The sequence below is a fragment of the Synechococcus sp. R55.2 genome (assembly GCF_047462075.1).
In the GTDB taxonomy this organism is placed as follows: Bacteria; Cyanobacteriota; Cyanobacteriia; order Thermostichales; family Thermostichaceae; genus Thermostichus.
The window spans coordinates 1-18870 of record NZ_JANSIH010000386.1; the positions used below are offsets into that span (position 1 = coordinate 1).

Genomic DNA, 18870 nt, shown 5'->3' on the forward strand with positions numbered 1-18870 from the left:
GTGCGTGGCTGATGGTCTGACCTGACGGCTTGACAAAAGCAGACGATCCCCTGGCGAATGCTGGGGGATTTTCTTGTTGTTTCCCTGGCGGCAACAGTGAAGTTGCATCCATAGCCGTTTCAGTTTAGGGCGAGATGCCTGGGCTGCCAAGAAAGGCCCCACGATCAGGTGCATTCAAGGCCTTAGGTGTGGGTAGAGCAGGCAGGGTACACCGGCCAGGTAGTGGGGTTGGATGTGGGTCTGGCCAGCTTCTACACCGACAGCAATGGGCAAGTGGTGTCACATCCCCTCGCGACAGCGGGACGGAGTCCTTGGTTTCCGCTCAAACTAGGACACTGCACCCGCACCCAAAACGTTGAATTCATAGAGCCAGAAGGCTTCTCTCAATGGCCTGGGCGTCTCACCCTAACCTGAAGCGACTATAACTCAATTATCCAGACTCCATTATCTAGGCAGACATACCCCAGTTGCTTGAGGATTTGCAACTACTAAAATGTAGTTGCCCCAATCCTGATCCCCGCCAGAATTGACCGCGTTCCCCTATCCTACACATAACGGCTAATGTCTTCCCCCCGTTCTGCCAGAAACGACAAAGCCCGGAAGCGCAGCCCTACCACCTGGTCGTAGAAGGGGTTAAGTTTGCACATGGGCGGAATATGCATCACCTTGTGGCCAAACAACACCACATCTCGCTCGAAGGGACAGCGGGCCGGGATCCACCGGCAAAGGAAGTGGGCCAAGCGGGGATCGCGGATGCTAAAGTTATCCATAGCCGATTGAATGGGACGCAACGGAGCCTGCAACCAGTCGCGCAGGCGACCCGTGGACTTGAAAAGCACAGAAGTCATGGAACCAGGCAGCTCCTGAGGAGCTTTGCGAGCACGTTGCCAAGAAATCGTTGTGGAACCCATAAGCTTTCACCTCAACCTTTGAAGAAGCAGCAGCCTTTGGTCGGTTACGGCGCGCAAAATTACTAGCCATCGACAATTCTCTGTGTCGAGCTTGTATTCAGGGAAACATTAGCCATCTCTCTTCCCTCTGTTAGTCTGCCTTCTCCAACGGAAAGCTTGCTTCTGTAAACAAGAATCTCTGCTCAACGTTGTAGAGCTACATGTTTTGTCTCCAAAAGTTAACATGTAACGAAAAATACAAAAACTCCTCTGCTCTTGTCCACCAGCCGATTCCCTGTCAGGATCCCTGAAGTTCCTCAGCTTGGGCTCTGGAGCCAGATGGGTATCCATCGCTCCTATTTCTAGGATGGAACAAGCCCTTTGGGCGGAGTAGAGGGATCCCCGTAATTGCAGTTGCCTTGTCGTGGTTGTTTTTCTTTTGATCGAGTTTGCCTTGAGAGCATCTGAGTTGGGAGTTAAGGACGATAACGGTCAAGGGATCCCGGCTGCTGGGCGTTCTACAATTCCAGGAGAGATGCCCAGCGGGTGCGCATCCGGCGGTGGATTGGGATCACCGATCTTGTCCTTGTCTTTTTTTATTTGATGAGAGGCTGCCCATGAAATTGGCCTACTGGATGTACGCTGGCCCTGCCCATATCGGCACGCTGCGGGTGGCCAGTTCTTTCAAAAATGTTCACAGCATCATGCACGCCCCCCTTGGGGACGACTACTTCAACGTGATGCGTTCCATGTTGGAGCGAGAGCGGGATTTTACTCCGGTAACCACCAGCGTCGTTGACCGGCAGGTGTTGGCGCGGGGATCCGACGAAAAGGTGATTCGCAACATCGTCCGCAAAGACGGCGAGGAGCAGCCGGATCTGATCGTCGTCACCCCCACCTGCACCTCTAGCATTTTGCAGGAAGATCTGCATCACTTTGTCCGGCAGGCCCAGTTGGCCAGTCGCTGCGATGTGGTGCTGGCAGATGTCAACCACTACCGGGTTAACGAATTGCAGGCAGCGGATCGCACCCTGCAGCAGATTGTGGAGTTCTATATCACCAAAGCTCGCAAAAGCGGGGAGTTAGACGGCCTGCCCCAAAAGACGGAGCGGCCTTCCTGTAACATCCTTGGCATTTCCACCCTAGGGTTTCACAATGCCCATGATCTGCGGGAGCTGAAGGTGCTGCTGCGGGATCTGGGGATCCAGCTCAACCTGGTGATCCCGCAAGGGGCCAGTGTCCACGATCTCAAACACCTGGGGCGGGCTTGGTTTAATGTGGTGCCCTACCGGGAGCTGGGGCCGATGACAGCTCGCTATCTGCAGCAGGAATTCGGCATGCCTTACATTGAGATCACCCCGATGGGGGTGGTGGAAACGGCCCGCTTCATCCGCCAGATCCAGAAGATCCTGAATGAGCAAGGGATCCCTGTCGATTACGAAGCCTACATCCAGGAGCAAACCCTGCACATTTCCCAAGCGGCCTGGTTTTCCCGCTCCATCGACTGCCAAAACCTAACCGGCAAAAAAGCGGTGGTCTTCGGGGATTCCACCCACGCGGCGGCCATCACCAAAATCCTGGCCCGCGAGATGGGGATCCACGTGGTGTGGGCGGGCAGCTATTGCACCTACGATGGAGAGTGGTTCCAGGCAGAGGTGGGAGGGTATTGCGATCAGGTCTTGATGACGGAGGACCACACCCGCGTGGCGGATGCGATTGCCCAGGCGGAACCTGCTGCGATTTTCGGCACCCAGATGGAGCGGCATGTGGGCAAACGGCTGCGGATCCCTTGTGGGGTCATCTCGGCCCCCATCCACGTACAGGATTTCCCTATCGGCTACCGGCCCTTTTTGGGCTACGAGGGCGCCAACCAAATTGTGGACTTGATCTACAACTCCTTTACCCTGGGCATGGAAGATCACCTGTTGGAGATCTTCGGTGGCCACGACACCAAAGAGGCAATCCACAAGAGCCTGAGCGCCGATTCCGACCTCGTCTGGACGCGGGAAGCCCAGGCGGAGCTGAACAAGGTGCCCGGCTTTGTGCGCGGCAAGGTTAAACGCAACACCGAAAAATTTGCCCGCGAACGAGGCTTGACCGAGATCAGTGTGGAGGTCATGTACGCCGCCAAAGAAGCTTTTGGAGCTTGAAGGGATCCCGTTGACAACCTTTACCCTGGGTGGGATCTTCCATCTGACGTTTGCCTATGCGTCTCCTGGTTACCGGCGGGGCGGGCTACATCGGCAGCCACACCTGCAAAGCTCTGGCGGCCTCTGGCCATCTGCCCATCACTTACGACAACTTGGTTTACGGGCACCCCTGGGCAGTTCGCTGGGGGCCGTTGGAGATTGGGGATCTCGCCGACCGCCAGCGGCTTGATCAAGTCATCCAGCACTATCGCCCAGAAGGGGTGATTCACTTTGCTGCCTATGCCTATGTGGGCGAGTCGGTCAAGGATCCCGGCAAATACTACCGCAACAACGTGGCCGGATCCCTGAGTTTGTTGGAGGCCATGCGGGATCACGGGATCCCTTACATAGTGTTCTCCAGCACCTGTGCCACTTATGGGGTGCCAGAGCGGATTCCCATTCCCGAAAGTCATCCGCAACGTCCCATCAACCCCTACGGCCAGAGCAAGCTAATGGTGGAGCAGATCTTGCAAGATTTCCAGGTTGCCCACGGGATCCGATCCATTAGCCTGCGCTACTTCAATGCCGCCGGAGCCGATCCCGATGGTGAAATTGGGGAGGCCCATGACCCGGAAACCCACCTGATCCCCTTGGTGTTGGAGGCCGCCGGCGGCCAACGTCCTCACATCACGGTTTTTGGAGATGACTACGATACCCCCGATGGCACCTGTATCCGCGACTACATTCACGTCACCGACCTGGCTCAAGCCCACGTGTTGGCGGTAGAAGCGCTGGCCTCTGGCCGACCCGTACCAGCAGCCTACAACCTGGGCAATGGCCAAGGCTTTTCCGTCAAAGAGGTCATTGCCACCGCAGCAGCCGTGACCGGAAAGCGGATCCCGGTGCAAATGGGAGCACGTCGACCTGGGGATCCCCCGCGCTTGGTGGGCGATGCCGGCGCCATCCTTCGCGATCTCAACTGGAAACCTCTCTACACCGACCTGGCCGAGATCATTCAAACTGCCTGGCGCTGGCACCAGAAGCGGCCCTATTTCGGCAAATCTAGGCCCCCGTTGAGCTAGGAGCGTCTAACTTGGCGGGCGATAGGATAGGGAGGAACCGCTTGGTTAACCACTGCCCCGCATGGACGATAAGACCACACCCGATACCCTCGCGGTTGTCATGACCACAGTGGGATCCGAAGCCGAGGCCCATCGCTTGGCTCATACCTTGGTGGCCGAACGTTATGTGGCCTGTGCCCAGGTCTTGCCCGGGATCACGTCCTACTATCGTTGGCAGGGATCCCTGCAGGCCGATGCCGAGTTCCTCATCCTGCTCAAATTGCCCGCAACTGCCTACCCCCGCCTGGAACAACGGCTGCGAGAGCTGCACCCCTACGCTGAGCCCGAGATCCTGGCTCTGGCAGCCACTCAAGTGAGCACAACCTATTTGGCTTGGGCCCGAGACCAGGTAGGGTGAGGAATAGCACGAGGTTGGCCATGATCGCCCTCTACCCCGGCAGCTTTGACCCCATTACCCTTGGGCATCTCGATGTTATCGAGCGGGCCAGCCGTCTTTTTTCCAAGGTAATCGTCGCCGTCTTGAAAAACCCCAACAAAACCCCTCTGTTCAGCCCCGAGCAGCGGCAAGCCCAGATTAGCCTGTCCACGGCCCATCTCAAAAATGTTGAAGTTGATACGTTTTCAGGTCTGACGGTGGCCTATGCCCGCCAACGGGGGGCAAAGGTGATCGTGCGCGGCTTGCGAGTCTTGTCGGACTTCGATGTGGAGCTGCAAATGGCCCACACCAACAAGCTTTTGGCTCCCGAACTGGAAACCTTGTTCCTTGCCACCGCCAGCGAGCACAGTTTTGTCAGCAGCAGCCTGGTGAAGGAGGTCGCCAAGCTGGGCGGCCCCATCGATCATCTGGTGCCCGCTCCGGTGATTCGAGATTTGCGGGAGCGCTTTCCCCCGGCCTGAGGGCTCAGGGATCCCCTCTCCTTCCCCAATCAAAATTCAAAGGGCTGCATCCCTGCCGTCACCGGATCAAACCCCACCGGGAAGCAGGTGCTGTGATTGTAGAGGGATCCCCTCAAATTGGCCCCTTCCAAGCAGGCTCCCTCAAGGTCGGCATAGCGCAGGTCGGCACAGCGCAGATCAGCCTTCGCCAGATTGCTGCCCCGCAGGTTGGCGTAGCGCAGGTTAGCCCCATGCAAATCGGATCCCTCGAGATTGGCCCCTCGCAGATCGGCCCCCCTCAAGAAGGCATACTCCAAGCAGGACTGGGGAAAATGGCGCTCTCCCTGCCGGTAGCGGCTGAGCAACTCTGAGGCCCCTTGTAGAGCACACTGGGCAATGGTTTGAGTCATGGTACTGCTCCCAAATCAGACTGGATGCCTTATCTCTATCCTCATCCCTATCATCGGGTTGACCAGGTTTTGATCATCCCTGCTTAACAAATAATTTCAGTTTTTGAGTGGATCGTTGCCCCCAAGTCTTTTTGATTGAAAAGATCTATCCTCAGAGATATCGAAGGCTTTCCTAATCGGCAGCTTGTGCGGCAATGTTTCTTAATTCTTTTTGTGAAGAATACTTAACGGCTGGGCTTGATCGCCAACCCCAAACCCCACCGGGAACGCAAGCTGACCTGATCTTGCTGGGCTGTATGGATCCCTCAATTTCTTCTTTTTCAGCACTCCCCCAACCAGAAGGTGTTTCTCCAGAGCTGATTGAACCAAGATAATTGGGATAATGATCGACTGGATCACATCCGTAGTTTGCGATTGAGTAGGGATTCTCTGCAAGCGATATAGACCCTTATCTCTGTTCAGGATGTTCACCTTTCTTTAACTAGAGCTCTATGCCCAAACGTAAGCGAATCGGGATCCTCACCAGCGGCGGCGATTGTGGCGGCCTCAACGCCGTGATTCGAGCGGTGGTGCGGCGGGCCCGCGACTACGACATGGAAGTTTATGGCATCAAAGATGCGACGGCAGGGCTCATGGCTCGACCGGTGGAGGCGGAGCTGCTGGATGTGAAGCGGGTTTCCGGCATTTTGCGCTACGGCGGCACCATCTTGGGTACCGTGAACAAAGGCAACCCCTTCGCCTACCCTATGCCCGATGGCAGCTTGGTGGATCGCTCGGCAGAGGTGATCACCGGCTACCACCGGCTTGGGTTGGATGCGCTGATCGGGGTGGGGGGGGATGGCAGCTTGGCCATTCTCCGGCAACTGGCCCTGCAGGGGGATTGGAACTTTGTCGGGATCCCCAAGACCATCGACAACGATGTCGGTGCCACCGAGTATTCGGTGGGGTTCAACACAGCTCTGAGCGTGGCTGTGGAAGCCCTAGATCAGCTCACCTACACGGCCATCAGCCACAGCCGAGTCATGGTCATGGAGGTGATGGGGCGGGATGCTGGCCACATTGCCATCAGCGCTGGCATTGCCGGGGGGGCGCATGTGATTTTGATCCCGGAAATTCCCTACAAGCTGGAGAATGTCTGCAAAAGAATCCGCGACCGCAAAGAGCGAGGCAATAACTTCAGCATTGTGGTGGTGGCAGAGGCGGTTCGCACCGAGTCGGGGGAGCCGGTGACCCACACCAACAGCCTGGGGCAGTCTCTCTACGGCGGCATTGGCCATTACATCGGCAATGAGATCGCCCTGCGCACCGGCATCGAAACCCGGGTTATGGTTTTGGGCCACCTGCAGCGGGGAGGTACGCCCTCTCCTCTGGATCGCCTGCTGGGAGCAGCCTTTGGGGTGGCTGCTGTGGACTTGATCGCCCAAGGCAAATACGACCGCATGGTGGCCTGGCAAAATCGGCGGGTGGTGGATGTGCCCCTGGCAGAGGCCATCTCCCAGTATCGGCGGGTGGAGGTGGATGGGGCTTTGATCGCCACGGCCATTGGGCTGAATACCTACGTGGGCGAGGTGGATCCGCAGCTTTTGCGCAGCATTTCCCCCTGATCTTCCGGCAAAAAGGACACGTGGGCAGAGACGATCTTCCAGCCGATATCGGGGAACCTGTACCACATCTGGCTTTGGCGGCCCAAGCGAGGGATCCCGTTCACCAGGCGGCGAAACTCTAGGGTGACCGAGCCGCAATCTTCCCCAAAGGTGACTACCTGCAAACGCAGCATCTCGCGGGCCAAATTCGTGGGAGGACGCCGTTGGCGAAAAGCCTTGATCTCGTCTCCCCCGTAGAGATTTTCCCCCACACCAAAGCGCACCACCTGGGGGCCATCCCAAAACAGGCGGTTCAGGGTGGGCACATCATTGCTCGTCAGGGCAGCTTCGTACTGATGGTAGAGTTCGGTTAGCTCTGCCACCACCTCGGGGCGATTGACCAGAGTCATGGGCCAGGCTCTTATGCAGTCGAAATGGGCCTTGCCATCTTATCGGCTCAAGGAGCAGCAGGAGGTTCTAAAAGAACAGCGGGATCCCCCACCTTGCTCTGTCAGACAGCAGACAGCGGCAAGACATCTCCGGGTAGTCGGATCCAAGTCTAGGGGCTGAGAACGGCTTGCAAAGACCGCACATCGCAGTAGTACACCTGATGGCGGTGGGCATACCCCTTCAGCTCCACAGCCTGATGGGAGAAGCAGGCGGCTGCCTGCCCCAGCTGTTTGGCCAAGCAGGTATAGGTGTCCTGGCTGACCGCCAAGTCGGCGTTGAGGGTGCGGGTAGCGCTCTCGATGCGAAAGGCCAAATTCACCGTATCTCCCAGAGCCGTATATTCTTGGCGGGTGTTGTTGCCCACCTGGCGCACGATTGCCGAGCCTGTGTTGACCCCTGCCCCCAGACGAATGGGAGAAGGCAGCGGAAACTCACCGTTCAGCTGCTCGGTCATTTGAAACAGCTTCGCTATGGCCTGCAAAACCGACTTCACATCGAGGTGAATTCCCGGCACTTCCGTGCCCAGAGAAGCAGTGTTGGCTTGGGGCACATGGAACCAAACGGCCATAATCGCATCGCCAATGTATTTATCGACAGTGCCCCCGTACTGCTGAATGATATCCCCACCCCGCCGGAACCAATCGCCCATCACCTGGGAAAGCAGGCGCTCGTCCAGTTGTTGAGTCAGTTGTCCGTAACCTCGCACATCCACCACCGCCACCGAGATCAGCCAGCGGGTTTGTAAAACCAGGGTGTCCGAAGGTTTGGCCGCAGGGCTGGGTTCCGAGCTGGCCAGGGATCCGCTGTGGAACTCCAGCTGGGATTGTCCAAGGGTGAGGTGATCCCCATCCTGCAGCAGGGTGGGAATGCTGACGCGGCGATTGTTGACAAACGAGCCGTTGCGGCTGCCCAGATCGATGAGATAGATGCTGTTGTTGTCGAGGTATTGCAGCAGGGCATGTTGGCGGGAAACGCTGGGATCGCTCAAGACGATGGCGTTGTCCTCATCACGGCCTAGGGTCCAAGCGGTCGCTCCCGAGAGAACGTGTTTTCTTTGGCTGCCATCCGGCTCTTTTAAGACTACATAGGGTGCGGCAGTGGCGGCAGATTCGCTCGTGACGCTCATGATGGGATAAGTTGTAGACGCGACCACACTTCAATAAATACGATACCCCGCTCCCCTTCGGTTGATCGGGAAGATGCCTGGGCTGGATTTCTAGGCTGTCTTCGTCGAGAGATGGAGGTCTGAGGATAGGCTTGGCGGGGGGCCAACCCGACCGATATCATTTTGTGTAGATACGTTAAGGTCTATGCTGGATCCCTTCCATCCCATTCCCGCTGAGCAACAGCCGCTCCGGCAATATGCAGAGCTGAGGGAAGCCTTTCCTTTTTCCTGGCCTGCTTTGGGGTGGATCCCTTACTTAAAACGAATCTTTGGGGTTTGGGGAGCTGTTGTGCTGGCGGTTTCCCCGCTGGTTTGGAGCAGCTTTGCCGGAGATTGGGGCCACTTTGTCTCTGGGTCGGTGCTGGGGGCCAATGTCTTGCTCGGCCTGGTGTTGCTCCATCTCTACTTGGGATGGGCTTATGTGCGGCGGCGCTTGGTACAAGCCCAGATTCCCTATGAAGAAAGTGGCTGGTACGATGGGGCGATGTATGCCAAGTCAGAAGAGGAGCTGGCTCAGCATCGGCTGATCGTCAGCTATCAGATCGACCCTGTGTTGCAGCGCCTGCGACGGAGCTTGTGGGGCGTGGTGGGCCTGAGTGGGTTGGTGGCCCTGCTGTGGCCTCTGGGGTAGGCAGTTGGTTGGCTGTTTTTAGGATCCCGGACAGTGCACATCACTTCTGATCTGGCTCAAACCTTGCGACCCACCGCTGTGGCCATCGGGAACTTCGATGGCTTGCATCTGGGCCATCAGAAGGTGCTGCAGCCGATTCGAGATTCTCTTCAGGGGGTACGTACTGTCCTCACCTTTCATCCCCATCCCCAGGAAGTCTTGACGAGGCGGCCTCAGCTGTTGCTCACTCCCCCTGCCGAAAAGCTGGATCTGTTGGCGCAAATGGGCTTTGAGCAGGTGGTACTGCTCCCCTTCACCCCTGCATTTGCCTGCCAGCCCCCCCAAGAGTTTATCCAAACGGTACTTGAACAGGGCCTGCGCGTTCGCCATCTCAGCGTCGGTTGGGATTTTTGCTTTGGTCACCGTCGCTCCGGCAACGCCCAAACGCTCCAGGCTTGGGGATCCGAGCGCTGCATTCCGGTGGAGGTGATCCCGGAGGCGAAACTGAACGGGGAACGGGTGAGCAGCTCTCGCATTCGAGCTGCCTTGGCGACTGGGGAGGTGTCCACCGCCGAAGCGCTCTTGGGTCGTCCTTACCGGCTAACGGGAGAAGTGGTGCAAGGGGATCAGCGGGGCCGACAACTGGGCTTTCCCACCGCCAACCTCCGCTTGCCTCCGGAGAAGTTTTTGCCCCGCGATGGGGTGTACAGCGTTTGGGTGGATGTGCCTGCTGCTGCGGCAGCTCTACCTGGGGTGATGAACATTGGCCATCGGCCCACGTTTGCCGGTTTACAGCACACCGTCGAGGTGCATCTATTGGATTGGACAGGAGATCTCTACGGGCAAGAGGTGCGGGTGGCGCTACGGGGCTTTATCCGCCCAGAGCGGAGATTTCCCACGGTGGCAGATTTGATTCAGCAAATTCAGCAAGATTGCCAAACAGCCCGCCAGCAATTGGGTTTGGCTGAGCAAGTGGGTATGGTGTAGGGGGATCTATGCCGAAGAGAGCTCGCAAGCGCCAAGGCTCACCCAGGCGCTGGTGCCATCTCGCCAGTATTCTTTTTTCCAGATGGGGGCGTTGTGCTTGAGGGTGTCGATGGCAAATTGGCAGGCAGCAAACCCTTCGGCCCGATGAGGGGTGCCCACCGCCACCAAGACGCTGATCTCGCCAATGCGCAGCTTGCCGATGCGGTGGTGGATGACCACACTGTTGGCATCTGGCCAGCGCTGCTGAATTTGTCGGGCAATATCGGCGAAGACCTTCAGAGCCATGGGCTCGTAGGCTTGGTATTCCAGGTAATCGACAGGGCGGCCATTGGTGTTGTCTCGAACAGTGCCGCTCATCACCACCACAGCTCCATTGCCCGGATGGGAGGCCTCTTGGTGGACACGGTCGATGGATAGGGGAGCCAGGGTAATCTGGAAGGAAGTCCTCAGGACGGTCAGGAGATTCATGATGGCCCGATGAGAGATCCCCACAGCAATGCTATCGCTTCTGACCATTCCACCGTAGCTCCGTAGGTATCGCCCGTGTGTCCTCCCAACTGGCGGTAGATCCAGTAGCCCACGGCCCAAGCCCCCAGGGCGGATCCCAGCGTCCAGAGCAGCAAAGGGGGCCAAGCCAAGATCCCAGCCCAGCCCAACCCCCCGGTGATGGCCAGCACAAGCAGAGTGCCCGGCCACAGGGATCCCGGCAAGGAGGTGGAGTCCTTGAGGAAGCGGGCGGATCCCTGCTCGCGCAGGTAGGGGTACAGGGCAATGGCGAGCAACTGGCCCCAACGCCCCCAAGCAGGCACCAGCAGCAAGAGGGGCCAAGCTCGAACGCTGCTCAGGGCAGCAAATTTCAGCAGCAGCAGCAGCACCAAGGCCAGTACCCCATAGGCCCCGGTGTGGCTATCGCTCATCACCTGCAGACGGCGACGGGATCCCTGCAAGTCAGATTTTTGCCCATCCTCAGTTGACCGTTCCGGATCCCCTTTGTAAGGATTCTTGTGGACATTGATCGCCAAGCCATCGGCAGTATCGGCCACCCCGTCCAGGTGCAGTCCACCGGTCAAGAGAACCCACAGGGCCAAGAGCAAAGCGGCCCGCACCGGATTGGGGAAAACCTGCAGCAGGATCCCGGCCAGGGAGAGGATCCCGCCCAGCAACACACCTACCCCTGGCAGCCAGGCGGCAATGCCCTCAAACGGCAAGTCTCCGACCCACCCCAGAGGCAGGGCCGTGTAGAAAGTCAAGGCTGCCCAGAAGCGCCGCAATCGCTCAGTCCTTGAGTCTGTGTAAAGGGATCCGCCAATCCAGCCCTCTGGGAGAGAAAATAGGAATCCTTGCGAACGGTGCGCCCCACCACAATGGTGAGCTTGACAATGGTGAGCTTGGCCACCAAAGCTCCGATGGCGCCCACCGCGGCCAACACCAGAAAGAGGGCTGCTTTTTCAGAAAGACTGGGATCCGCGGAGTCTGGTTCGAGTTCATGCTGAAGATCCTCCATCGCGCGGGTTGGCAGTTCCAACTCAGTCTGTCCTAGGGGGCCGGGAACTCTCTTGGATCCCTTGCCCCGGCTCTCCCTGAGAGCTAGAAGGAATGGGCCCCAGAGTCACCGGATGTATTCCTTCAACACGCTGTTGCGGTTGGGGTGGCGCAGCTTGCGCAGGGCTTTGGCCTCGATCTGCCGGATCCGCTCGCGGGTGACATTAAAGATCTGGCCGATCTCCTCCAGCGTTTTCATGCGGCCATCATCCAAGCCGTAGCGCAACTTCAACACATCCCGTTCGCGAGCGGTGAGGGTTTCCAAAACGCTTTCCAGATCTTCTCTGAGCAAGACTTTGGCCACCCGATCCTCCGGCGTCTCCCCATCCGACTCGATAAAGTCTCCCAGCCGAGAATCCTCTTCCTTGCCGATGGGGGTTTCCAAAGAGATGGGAAGCTGGGCCGACTTGGCGATAAAGCGCAACTTCTCGATGGTGATCTCCATGCGGGTGGCGATCTCCTCTTCGGTGGGCTTGCGGCCCAATTCCTGGGAAAGCAACTTGGTTACCTTTTTGATGCGGGAGATCGTCTCGTAGAGGTGGACAGGCAGGCGAATGGTGCGGGATTGGTCGGCAATGGCGCGGGTGATGGCCTGTCGAATCCACCACGTCGCATAGGTGGAGACTTGTAGCCCTTCTCGTGGTCGAATTTCTCGGCTGCCCGAATCAGGCCCAGGGATCCCTCCTGAATCAAATCCTGAAAAGACAGGCCCCGGTTCATGTACTTTTTGGCGATGGACACCACCAAACGCAGATTAGACTGCACCATCTTTTCTTTGGCCCGCCGCCCCCGATGCAACCGCCGCCGAAATTCCGGCAAGGACATCTTGACCTCTTCTGCCCAGAGGGTGTCCGGCACCTCTTCTGGGTCTGACCAGAGGCCCATACGCTGAAAAACGGCCTCGCGAGCGCGCTCTAGCTCCAGCAGATCGGCAATTTTTCGGGCTAGCTCGATTTCTTCATCGGCCCGCAGCAGCCGGATACGCCCAATTTCTTGCAAATAGACCCGGATAGAGTCGTCGGTGTAGGGCTTTTTCTTACTGGCCGCCTTGCGCTTTGAGCGACCTTTGGCACCGGCGGCGGCAGTCTCTCCATCCTCCTCTGCTGCCTCTTCGTCGTCGTCATCCTCATCAAAAGCATCAGTGTCACCGGTATCCAGTTCGCTCTCGAGGGTATCTGTCTCGGTGTCCAACTCCAGGGCGCTGGAAGGTGGATTTTCCAGATCCGATTCGAGAAGAGCTGTTTGACCAGATTTCACCAATTCCTTTGCTTGAGCCATGCTGAGTTCCTCGTGATCCTAATCACAGACAACTAAAGGTGACTAAGGGAGCTTAGACGCCAAAGGGAGAGGAGCAAGTTGCAGCCCTGCTGCATCCCACAACGCCAGAGTGAGGGAGCCGATATCCGCAAGCCAAAGCCTGAGTTGCCCTAGGCAAGCCTGCCCGCTTCTGGATAACCGATTGCTCGGGTCAATCTGGAAGCAGATATCGCTCATGGAGCTCAACTGAACTGGCGCAAGACTCGTCTTGATGGACGGGGCCTCTCGAGGTGGCGAAAGGTGGATCTTTCTCTTCGTCGATCCTGCGACGGAGTGCGAGGCACTTTACCAAGGGGACGGAACATTCAGCACCTCAACCACTCCAACCTGCGAGGAGAAGATCGCTCTACAGCAGGCGGCAAGTGACCCTGGGAGGAACACTTGCGAGCAACTGTAGCCGTTCACACCAAAACGTCTTCCCTAAATTAGCCCGACCTGGGGGAAACAGCAACGGGGCAGGCAAAGAAAATGTTAAATTCACCTCAACAATGGCCAAGATGGGATCCCTGGCCCCTCGGTCTAGTCCGGGCAAATGGCTCGATGCTAACTTAAATCAGACTCTAGGTCGATGACACCCTGCCTGTCTTTGACTTCTATGACCCATCCCTTCCTGCACTGTCTCCAGGAACGTGTAATTGTCTTCGATGGGGCGATGGGATCCTCCCTCCAGGCCCAGAACCTGACGGCAGCGGATTTTGGTGGGCCGGAACTGGAGGGCTGCAATGAGATGCTGGTGCTGACCAAGCCGGAGGCGGTGGAACAGGTGCACCGGGGCTTTCTGGAGGTGGGGGCAGACGTCATCGAGACCAATACCTTTGGGGCTACCTCCATCGTTTTGGCCGAATATGGGATCCCGGAAAAAGCCTACGAGCTGAACGTGGCAGCAGCCCGTTTGGCCAAGCGGGTAGCAGCCGAGTTTTCGACGCCGGAAAAGCCCCGTTTCGTGGCCGGCTCCATCGGCCCCACCACCAAGCTGCCCACCCTGGGGCACATCAGCTTTGACGACATGCGCTCCAGCTTTGCCGAGCAGGTGCGGGGGTTGATCGACGGCGGGGTGGATCTGCTCATCATCGAGACCTGTCAGGACATTTTGCAGACCAAGGCGGCCCTGGTGGCCGTGCAGCAGGAGTTTGCCCGACGCGGGATCCGCCTGCCGGTGGTGGTGTCCCTGACCTTTGAGGTGCAGGGGACAATGCTGGTGGGCACGGAGATCGGGGCGGCCCTGGCCATCCTGGAGCCCTATCCCATCGATGTGCTGGGCCTCAACTGCGCCACCGGCCCCGACAAAATGGTGGACCACATCCGCTACCTCTCTCGGCATTCCCCCTTTCCCATCTCCTGCATTCCCAACGCCGGCCTGCCGGAAAACATCGGCGGCAAAGCCCACTACAAGCTCACGCCGGAGCAGTTGCGCTTCCACCTGGAGCACTTTGTGCGGGATCTGGGGGTGGCAGTGGTGGGAGGCTGCTGTGGCACCCGTCCGGAGCACATCGCCGCCTTGGTGGAAGCCGTGCAGGGGTTGCGGCCCAAACGTCGTAGCATCGAACGGATCCAGGCTGCTGCCTCGATTTATGCCCCTCAGCCCTACCTGCAGGAGAACTCTTTTTTGATCATCGGCGAGCGGCTGAATGCCAGCGGCTCCAAAAAGATGCGGGAGCTGCTTAATGCCGAAGACTGGGATGGCCTGGTGGCCCTGGCCCGCGAGCAGGTGCGGGAGGGATCCCATGTGTTGGATGTCAACGTGGACTATGTGGGCCGGGATGGGGTGCGGGATATGCGGGAGCTGGTGTCCCGGCTGGTCACCCAAATCCAAATCCCCCTGATGCTGGACTCCACCGATTGGCAAAAGATGGAGGCGGGCCTCAAGGTGGCGGGAGGCAAATGTCTGCTCAACTCCACCAACTACGAGGATGGGGAAGAACGTTTCCTAAAGGTGCTGGAGCTGGCCAAAACCTACGGCGCCGGGGTGGTCATCGGCACCATCGACGAAGAGGGCATGGCCCGCACCGCCGACAAGAAGTTCCAGATTGCCGAGCGCGCCTATCGCCAGGCGGTTGAGTACGGGATCCCGCCCTACGAGATTTTCTTTGACCCTTTGGCCTTGCCCATTTCCACCGGCATCGAGGAAGACCGTAGCAACGGAGCAGCCACCCTGGAAGGGATCCGCCGTATCCGCCAGGCTTTCCCGGAGACCCACATTCTCTTGGGCATTTCCAACATCTCCTTTGGGCTCTCGCCGGCAGCCCGCGTGGTGTTGAACTCGGTGTTTTTGCACGAGTGCCGCGAGGCCGGCCTGGATGCCGCTATCGTCAGTGCCGCCAAGATCCTGCCCCTGAACAAGATCCCCGAAGAGCAGCAGCAGGTGTGTCGGGATCTGATCTGGGATCGGCGGCAGTTTAACGCCGTTCGCGTTAGCGGGACGGAGTCCTCGGGCATTTGCACCTACGATCCTCTGGCGCGGCTGACGGAGCTGTTTGCGGGCGTTTCCGGGAAGGAACTGCGCTCTGGCGGATCTTTTGCAGATTTACCCCTGGAGGAGCGGCTGCGGCGGCACATCATCGACGGCGAGCGGATTGGCCTGGAAGAAACCTTGGCAGAGGCGCTGCAGAACTATCCCCCCCTGGAGATCATCAACACCTTTTTGCTGGATGGCATGAAAGAGGTGGGGGAGCTGTTCGGTGCCGGCAAGATGCAACTGCCCTTTGTGCTGCAATCGGCAGAAACCATGAAAGCGGCGGTGAAATACCTGGAGCCCTTCATGGAAAAGGTGGAGGGGGGAGTGTGCAAGGGCACCTTCTTGATCGCCACCGTCAAGGGGGATGTCCACGACATCGGCAAAAACTTGGTGGACATCATCCTCACCAACAACGGCTACAAAGTCATCAACCTGGGCATCAAGCAGCCGGTGGAGAACATCATCGAAGCCTATGAAAAGAGCAAGGCCGACTGCATTGCCATGAGCGGCCTGTTGGTAAAATCCACCGCCTTTATGAAGGAGAACTTGGAGGTGTTTAACGAGCGGGGCATCACGGTTCCCGTCATTTTGGGAGGGGCTGCCCTCACCCGCCGCTTTGTGGAAGAAGACTGCCGCAAGACCTACAAAGGCCAGGTGATCTATGGCCGCGACGCCTTCGTCGATCTCCACTTTATGGATCGGCTGATGCAGGCCAAAGCTGCCGGACGCTGGGACGACCGGCTGGGTTTTCTGGATGACTTGGAGCAGGGATCCCCCTCTGCCAATGGCCAGAAAGAGGCTTCTTGGGTTCCAGAGGAAACGGATCCCAGCCTGCCCCCTGCGGAGACCACCGTGGGAGCTGCTCCCGCCCTCACCCTCTCCGAGTCCCAAGACACCCGCCGCTCTGAAGCCGTTGCCCTGGAGACCGAGCGACCCATCCCGCCTTTCTGGGGATCCAAACTTCTCGCCTCGGATCAGATCCCCTGGCCGGAAGTCTTCTTCTACATCGACAAGCAAGCCCTGGTGGCCGGACAATGGCAGATTCGCAAGCCCCGCGACCAGTCGGCAGAGGAGTTTGCCGAGTTTATCGCCACCCAGGTGGATCCGGTGATCGAGCGCTGGAAAGAGCGGATCCTGGCAGAAGATCTGCTGCACCCCCAAGTGGTCTACGGCTATTTCCCGGCCCAGGCAGAGGGGAACACTTTGATCCTCTTCGACCCGGCCAGCTTCCCCGAGCTGTTTTCCCTGGAGCCAGGCTCCACCACCTATTTCCAACTGCCCACGGTGGAGCGCCCGCAACTCTCTCCAGGGGTGCGGGAATTGGCCCGCTTCACCTTCCCCCGCCAAAAAACCGGCCACCGCTACTGTATCGCTGACTTCTTTGCCGATCGCTCCACTGGCCTAGTAGATGTCTTCCCCATGCAGGCGGTCACGGTAGGGGCAGAAGCCACCGCCTATGCCCAGCGCCTCTTTGCCGAGGGCCAGTACACCGACTACCTGTATTTCCACGGCCTGGCTGTGACCCTGGCGGAAGCCCTGGCGGAATGGTGCCATGCCCGCATCCGGCGGGAGCTGGGGTTTGGCCACGAAGATAGCCCCGACATCCGCAAGATCCTGCACCAGGGCTATCGGGGATCCCGCTACAGCTTCGGCTATCCCGCCTGCCCCAACATCGCCGACCAACGGGTTCTGCTGCAGGTGCTCCAGGCCGAGCGCATTGGCCTCACCATGGACGAAAGCGATCAATTGGATCCGGAACAGTCCACCACCGCCATCGTTGCTTACCATCCGGCAGCCCGCTACTTCAACACTTAGGCTTAGGCCCTCATCTCCAACCTCTCTCAGGGGGAGAGGGGGAACTGTCGAGAACGGCTAGCGGGATCCCAGGCGGGAGCGGCTGTTCGCGTCAGCGGTGCGGAGCACTCCGCAGGGGGAAGCCCACGACCAAGATCAAGGTAACCAGAATGATCAAGGTGGAGAGGGCATTGATTTCCGGGGTAACTCCTCGTCGCGCCGTGCTGTAGATCAAAATTGGCAAGGTCAGGCTCTCCGGCCCACTGGTAAAAAAGGAGATGACAAAATCATCTATCGAAAGGGTAAAAGCCAGCAAAGCGGCAGCTTGGATCCCTGGCATGGCCAAGGGCAAGGTGACATAGCGTAGCTTTTGCCAGGTGTTTGCATAGAGGTCATAGGCGGCTTCCTCCAACGCAGGATCCAAAAGTTGGAGACGGCTGCGCACCACAATAGCCACAAAAGCAATCTGAAACGTAATGTGGGCCAAGATCATCGTCCCCAAGCCCAGCTCAAAGAGGCCCGTGTAAAAGCGCACAAACTGGTAGAACAGCAGCAGCGCGATGGCCATCACAATATCGGGGACGATCACCGGCAACAGCATCAGCCCCTGCAGGATCTTTTTACCGGGGAAGCGATAGCGATACAGCCCATAGCCCAGCAGGGATCCCAGCAGCGTGCTGACCAGCGTGCTGACCAACGCCAGGACGAGGGTATTTTGCGTGGCCTGCCAGACCAGGGCATTCTGAAACAGGGAAAGGTACCAATCGAAGGTAAAACCTGTCCACGCCAGCCCAAAGCGGGCGCGGTTAAAGGAATAGACCGCAATAAGCAGAATTGGCAGGTAGAGAAAACCATAGATGGCGTAGCTCACGCCCCGCAGCCAGGTGGGTATCCTTGCCAACATTCGGCCAACATTCGCGTGTGGTATCTCAGTTGTCTCTATCCCACTGTAGAGCAGACCGCCAAAATTGCAGCAACTCCCTAGGCTTTATACACCCGCCTACAACCCTGTCCGTCACGCTAAAGTCCGTTATCAATGGGATATCAATGTGAGGTTATCTGTGGCTGGATTTGTTGAATTGATGATGGGATCCCTGAAGCTGTAAAGACGGCAATCAAAGAACGTGAGCCAAACGAAATGTTTTGCTGTTCGCGTTAGGGGGACGGAGTCCTTGCCTTATTCGGGCAACCCGATACCTGTGACTGGGAAATTGGCAGCACAGGCATTCCCCAACGCCGGCAGTGGGCACTTCCGCGAGGATTGCTAAACTTAGGCTCGGAGTGGTGTGAAAAAGCTGCAACCCATGCCCAAAAGCAGTTCTGGTCGTCTTCGAGAAAAACAAAATCCAGAGGAACCGCACGCGAAAACCAAGGGTATGTCTCGGCCTGTCGGTCGCGTCAGCGGGACGGAGTCCAAACCGTTGCGGTGGGGCAATACGGCCTACTGGGAGGCGGCTGGGCTGATGTTGCTAGGGATCCTGCTGATCGTCTATCGCTGGCGGGGCACCCTGCTGATGTTGATCAATCCCGGCTACGTGAATGTGGCGCTGTTGGCCGGGCTGTGTCTGTTGGGCTTGGGG

At 58.2% G+C, this 18870-nt stretch carries 16 protein-coding genes and 2 pseudogenes; 9 read left to right on the forward strand and 9 right to left on the reverse strand.

Annotated features, from left to right (window positions below; translation table 11 throughout):
* Positions 1-545: 545 nt before the first annotated feature.
* Positions 546-848, reverse strand: a complete 303-nt coding sequence (locus NW838_RS12175; protein WP_414355755.1) for a Mo-dependent nitrogenase C-terminal domain-containing protein — start codon at positions 846-848, stop codon at positions 546-548.
* Between the two features lie 659 nt (positions 849-1507).
* Here NW838_RS12175 and bchB point away from each other — a divergent pair.
* From bchB to coaD, 4 genes are all read left to right on the forward strand, one after another.
* The gene (bchB, locus tag NW838_RS12180) at positions 1508-3040 is read left to right on the forward strand and encodes a ferredoxin:protochlorophyllide reductase (ATP-dependent) subunit B (protein WP_414428118.1); all 1533 of its coding nucleotides are present in this window, start codon (positions 1508-1510) and stop codon (positions 3038-3040) included.
* Between the two features lie 56 nt (positions 3041-3096).
* Entirely contained in the window at positions 3097-4101 is a 1005-nt protein-coding gene (gene galE / locus NW838_RS12185; RefSeq protein ID WP_414355760.1) for a UDP-glucose 4-epimerase GalE, read from the forward strand.
* A 61-nt stretch (positions 4102-4162) separates the two neighbouring features.
* Positions 4163-4498, forward strand: coding sequence for a divalent-cation tolerance protein CutA (cutA, locus tag NW838_RS12190; RefSeq protein WP_414350043.1), 336 nt, complete (start codon positions 4163-4165; stop codon positions 4496-4498).
* 20 nt (positions 4499-4518) lie between these two features.
* On the forward strand, positions 4519-4998 hold the full coding sequence (gene coaD, locus NW838_RS12195; protein ID WP_414355759.1) for a pantetheine-phosphate adenylyltransferase: 480 nt from the start codon (positions 4519-4521) through the stop codon (positions 4996-4998).
* Positions 4999-5027: 29 nt separating this feature from the next.
* On the opposite strand, the gene NW838_RS12200 is transcribed toward coaD, so the two are convergent.
* Positions 5028-5387, reverse strand: a complete 360-nt coding sequence (locus tag NW838_RS12200; RefSeq protein WP_414355752.1) for a pentapeptide repeat-containing protein — start codon at positions 5385-5387, stop codon at positions 5028-5030.
* 491 nt (positions 5388-5878) lie between these two features.
* Between NW838_RS12200 and NW838_RS12205 the strand changes: the two genes are divergently transcribed.
* Entirely contained in the window at positions 5879-6991 is a 1113-nt protein-coding gene (locus NW838_RS12205) for an ATP-dependent 6-phosphofructokinase (RefSeq protein ID WP_414332294.1), read from the forward strand.
* Here NW838_RS12205 and hpxZ read toward each other — a convergent pair.
* The gene (gene hpxZ / locus NW838_RS12210) at positions 6943-7380 is read right to left on the reverse strand and encodes an oxalurate catabolism protein HpxZ (RefSeq protein WP_414355751.1); all 438 of its coding nucleotides are present in this window, start codon (positions 7378-7380) and stop codon (positions 6943-6945) included. The two genes, NW838_RS12205 and hpxZ, sit on opposite strands and share 49 nt — an antisense overlap.
* Positions 7381-7529: 149 nt before the next feature.
* Entirely contained in the window at positions 7530-8546 is a 1017-nt protein-coding gene (locus NW838_RS12215; protein ID WP_414355750.1) for an FHA domain-containing protein, read from the reverse strand.
* 184 nt (positions 8547-8730) lie between these two features.
* On the opposite strand from NW838_RS12215, the gene NW838_RS12220 reads away from it, so the two are divergent.
* Both NW838_RS12220 and NW838_RS12225 read left to right on the forward strand, forming a co-directional pair.
* Positions 8731-9216 (forward strand): CGLD27 family protein, encoded by a 486-nt coding sequence (locus NW838_RS12220; RefSeq protein WP_414355749.1) that lies wholly within the window; start codon positions 8731-8733, stop codon positions 9214-9216.
* Positions 9217-9249: 33 nt separating this feature from the next.
* A complete protein-coding gene (locus NW838_RS12225; RefSeq protein WP_414355748.1) occupies positions 9250-10182 on the forward strand; it encodes a bifunctional riboflavin kinase/FAD synthetase in 933 nt (310 codons plus the stop codon).
* A gap of 6 nt (positions 10183-10188) precedes the next feature.
* Here NW838_RS12225 and NW838_RS12230 read toward each other — a convergent pair whose 3' ends face one another.
* The 4 genes and pseudogenes from NW838_RS12230 to rpoD form a co-directional block, all read right to left on the reverse strand.
* Positions 10189-10650: a molybdenum cofactor biosynthesis protein MoaE gene (locus NW838_RS12230; RefSeq protein ID WP_414355758.1), complete on the reverse strand. Its 462-nt coding sequence runs from the start codon at positions 10648-10650 to the stop codon at positions 10189-10191.
* Positions 10647-11453, reverse strand: coding sequence for an adenosylcobinamide-GDP ribazoletransferase (locus NW838_RS12235; protein ID WP_414428119.1), 807 nt, complete (start codon positions 11451-11453; stop codon positions 10647-10649). Before NW838_RS12235 ends, NW838_RS12230 begins: the two co-directional genes overlap by 4 nt.
* Positions 11429-11686, reverse strand: coding sequence for a hypothetical protein (locus NW838_RS12240; protein ID WP_148202754.1), 258 nt, complete (start codon positions 11684-11686; stop codon positions 11429-11431). Before NW838_RS12240 ends, NW838_RS12235 begins: the two co-directional genes overlap by 25 nt.
* A 105-nt stretch (positions 11687-11791) precedes the next feature.
* A pseudogene (rpoD, locus tag NW838_RS12245) lies at positions 11792-13002 on the reverse strand (RNA polymerase sigma factor RpoD).
* 634 nt (positions 13003-13636) lie between these two features.
* Between rpoD and metH the strand changes: the two are divergent.
* Positions 13637-17311, forward strand: a complete 3675-nt coding sequence (gene metH, locus NW838_RS12250; protein WP_414428120.1) for a methionine synthase — start codon at positions 13637-13639, stop codon at positions 17309-17311.
* Between the two features lie 91 nt (positions 17312-17402).
* On the opposite strand, the gene NW838_RS12255 is transcribed toward metH, so the two are convergent.
* Positions 17403-18194 (reverse strand): ABC transporter permease, encoded by a 792-nt coding sequence (locus tag NW838_RS12255; protein WP_011433789.1) that lies wholly within the window; start codon positions 18192-18194, stop codon positions 17403-17405.
* A gap of 472 nt (positions 18195-18666) precedes the next feature.
* On the opposite strand from NW838_RS12255, the pseudogene NW838_RS12260 reads away from it, so the two are divergent.
* Positions 18667-18870, forward strand: a pseudogene (locus tag NW838_RS12260) (hypothetical protein); the annotation flags it as partial.

What these genes read in the sequence shown, in the direction of transcription:
- hpxZ (WP_414355751.1), bottom strand. Translation starts at nt 7,380, where the DNA reads ATGACTCTGGTCAATCGCCCCGAGGTGGTGGCAGAGCTAACCGAACTC.
- NW838_RS12240 (WP_148202754.1), bottom strand. Translation starts at nt 11,686, where the DNA reads ATGGAGGATCTTCAGCATGAACTCGAACCAGACTCCGCGGATCCCAGT.
- bchB (WP_414428118.1), top strand. Translation starts at nt 1,508, where the DNA reads ATGAAATTGGCCTACTGGATGTACGCTGGCCCTGCCCATATCGGCACG.
- NW838_RS12255 (WP_011433789.1), bottom strand. Translation starts at nt 18,194, where the DNA reads ATGTTGGCAAGGATACCCACCTGGCTGCGGGGCGTGAGCTACGCCATC.
- cutA (WP_414350043.1), top strand. Translation starts at nt 4,163, where the DNA reads ATGGACGATAAGACCACACCCGATACCCTCGCGGTTGTCATGACCACA.
- NW838_RS12220 (WP_414355749.1), top strand. Translation starts at nt 8,731, where the DNA reads ATGCTGGATCCCTTCCATCCCATTCCCGCTGAGCAACAGCCGCTCCGG.
- metH (WP_414428120.1), top strand. Translation starts at nt 13,637, where the DNA reads ATGACCCATCCCTTCCTGCACTGTCTCCAGGAACGTGTAATTGTCTTC.
- NW838_RS12215 (WP_414355750.1), bottom strand. Translation starts at nt 8,546, where the DNA reads ATGAGCGTCACGAGCGAATCTGCCGCCACTGCCGCACCCTATGTAGTC.
- NW838_RS12205 (WP_414332294.1), top strand. Translation starts at nt 5,879, where the DNA reads ATGCCCAAACGTAAGCGAATCGGGATCCTCACCAGCGGCGGCGATTGT.
- coaD (WP_414355759.1), top strand. Translation starts at nt 4,519, where the DNA reads ATGATCGCCCTCTACCCCGGCAGCTTTGACCCCATTACCCTTGGGCAT.
- NW838_RS12175 (WP_414355755.1), bottom strand. Translation starts at nt 848, where the DNA reads ATGACTTCTGTGCTTTTCAAGTCCACGGGTCGCCTGCGCGACTGGTTG.
- NW838_RS12230 (WP_414355758.1), bottom strand. Translation starts at nt 10,650, where the DNA reads ATGAATCTCCTGACCGTCCTGAGGACTTCCTTCCAGATTACCCTGGCT.
- galE (WP_414355760.1), top strand. Translation starts at nt 3,097, where the DNA reads ATGCGTCTCCTGGTTACCGGCGGGGCGGGCTACATCGGCAGCCACACC.
- NW838_RS12200 (WP_414355752.1), bottom strand. Translation starts at nt 5,387, where the DNA reads ATGACTCAAACCATTGCCCAGTGTGCTCTACAAGGGGCCTCAGAGTTG.